Raw genomic sequence first — 2,428 nt, 5'->3', positions numbered from 1 at the left:
CTCGCGCCCTTCGAAGCGGCCTTCCGCCGGACGATCTGAAACCTCAGCCATTCCCGCGGCTGTTAACCCAGTCTGCGCAGGGAAGCCAAGCTTTGCTGCAATATGGTCGGGATACGCGGCGATGCGATCCTCCCCCGCAAGGGGGAGGTGGCGCCGTCAGGCGACGGAGGGGGAGGACACGGCACAAAGGTTTCCCTTGCCGCCCCCTCCGTCAGGCTGGCGCCTGCCACCTCCCCCTGGCGGGGGAGGATTTACTGGAAGACGCTGGCGTCGAGCTTCAGCCGGGGCTGCGCGGGCGGTACCGGCTGCGAGACCGGCTGGAGGCGCGCCTGCGTGATCGTCTGGACCGGCATGTTCGACGCATATTGGCGCGAGGCCATAACGGGCTGGGCAGGCCGCGGCACGGCCCGCCCGCGCCACACATCGACCGCACGGTAGAAATCGGTGAACGGCCGCTCGAGGACGGGCAGGTTCTGCGCGGCGAACGCCGGCAGCGCCTCGGCCGACAGGCCCGCGCTCTGGGCGAGGACCGTATTCGCCGCGGTGCAGAAGTCGTCGCGCGCGGGCGATTGCGAGAAGAAGTTGTACAGCCGCGTCATCGAATCGTCGTAGCGATCCTGCCAGTCGCCGCCGCCGGACTTATATTCGCTGGCATAGGTCGCCTCGGCCTTGGCGAGCACCGGCTTCTGCGCCGACAGCAGCGCGTTATAGCCCGCGACGATCACCAATTCCTGCGGGCCGCGACACGCGAGTGCGGCGACGTTGAGCGCCGCGCGCAGATGCCAGACCTTGGCTGAGGTCGTCAGGTTGCGATTCGGCGTCGGATAGGTGCCGTCGGCGAGCGCCACGGGGATGACGATGGTCGGCGACGCGCCCTTGGGCATCACCGGCGCGGGCACGGGCACCATGATGACGGGCGGCGCGACCGCCGCCACCGTCCGAGGCTTTTGCGCGCAGCCGACCAGCAGGCCAAGCGCGGTAACGGACAGCAACGCAAACCGACGACTCATCGCAACACCTCGTAACGTCCCCCGACCGGACACCTTTTGCCACGCATAAGGTTAACGAGGCGTAAGCCGTACGCGGTTTGCGGCGAATGGAGCGGGGGCGGGGTTGGGCCCGTGCCGAGCCGGGGGGCTCGCGGATCACCTCCACCCCGGCGGAGGCCGGGGCCCAAGTGAAGAGGTTGCGGTAACGGCGCGCGACCTCCGTCAGCGACGTCCCCCAATTGGACCCCGGCCTTCGCCGGGGTGGTGGTGGTGGGAGGCCACTGTTCAGAATGCTGGCTCAATGAGAAAACGCTCGGCTCGATCCTCCCCCGCAAGGGGGAGGTGGCAGGCGTCAGCCTGGCGGAGGGGGAGGTCAGCGCTGACCGCTGTTCCGTGTCCTCCCCCTCCGTCGTCTTCGGCGCCACCTCCCCCTGGCGGAGGAGGATCAAGATCGTCTCAGGCCGCGCGTGCGTCGAGCGCAGCCGCGGCCTGCGCCATCAGCCCGGCGATGATGTCCGCGACGGGCTCCTCGCGCTTGACCATGCCGACCGACTGGCCCGCCATCACCGAGCCATGCTCGACATCGCCGTCGATCACTGCGCGGCGCAACGCGCCTGCCCAGTAATGCTCGATCTGCAACTGCGCCTCGGCCATTTCCACGCGGCCACCGTCGAGGTGCCCGGCAACCTCACGCTGCTTGGCGGTGAACAGCTCGCTCGACGCGTTCTTGAGCGCGCGGACCGGAATGACGGGTAACCGCGCATCGATCTGCACGCTGGCGATCGCATCGCGCGCCGAGGCGCGGATGAACGCCTTCTTGAAATTGGCATGCGCGATCGATTCGGTCGCGCAGACGAACAACGTGCCTAGCTGGACGCCCGCCGCGCCCATGTCGAGATAGCCCGCGATCGCCTCGCCGCGGCCGATTCCGCCCGCCACGAACACCGGCACCTGCTCGGCGATCTCGGGCAGCATTTCCTGCGCGAGCACGCTGGTCGAGACCGGGCCGATATGCCCGCCGGCTTCCATGCCCTCGATCACCAGCGCATCGACGCCGCTGCGGATCAGCTTCTTGGCGAGCGCGAGTGCGGGCGAGAACGCGATCAGTTTCGCGCCGGTTTCCTTGATCGCCTCGATGCTGCCCTTGGGCGGCAGGCCACCGGCGAGCACGACATGCCCCACCTTGTGCTTGGCGCACACCGCGATCAGCTCGAACAGCGCAGGGTGCATCGTGATCAGGTTCACGCCGAACGGCTTGTCGGTCAGCGCCTTGGTCGCGGCGATCTCGGTATCGAGCAGTGCGGGAGTCATCGCGCCGCACGCGATCACCCCGAACCCGCCTGCGTTCGAGATGGCGGAAACGAGGTGACGCTCGCTGACCCACGACATCGCGCCGCCGAGGATCGCGACCTCGGACCCGAGGAACTCCGCGCCGCGCG

2 protein-coding genes are annotated in these 2,428 nt (G+C 68.5%); both read right to left on the bottom strand.

Going from position 1 to position 2,428, the window contains the following annotated elements; all coding sequences use genetic code 11:
- Positions 1-251: 251 nt before the first annotated feature.
- Entirely contained in the window at positions 252-1,010 is a 759-nt protein-coding gene (locus ASE88_RS00690) for a hypothetical protein (RefSeq protein ID WP_056474210.1), read from the bottom strand.
- Positions 1,011-1,445: 435 nt separating this feature from the next.
- Positions 1,446-2,428, bottom strand: a 983-nt coding sequence (locus ASE88_RS00685) for an NAD(P)H-dependent flavin oxidoreductase (protein WP_082466010.1), incomplete at its 5' end; no start/stop codon positions are given.

Origin of the sequence: Sphingomonas sp. Leaf38, from assembly GCF_001421825.1 — a bacterium.
Lineage (GTDB): Bacteria > Pseudomonadota > Alphaproteobacteria > Sphingomonadales > Sphingomonadaceae > Sphingomonas.
Note: the sequence above shows the minus strand (reverse complement) of the source record. Positions and strands in the feature narration are given on the sequence as shown.

Coding starts and splice junctions, on each gene's coding strand:
- ASE88_RS00690 (WP_056474210.1), bottom strand. CDS start 1,010: ATGAGTCGTCGGTTTGCGTTGCTGTCCGTTACCGCGCTTGGCCTGCTG.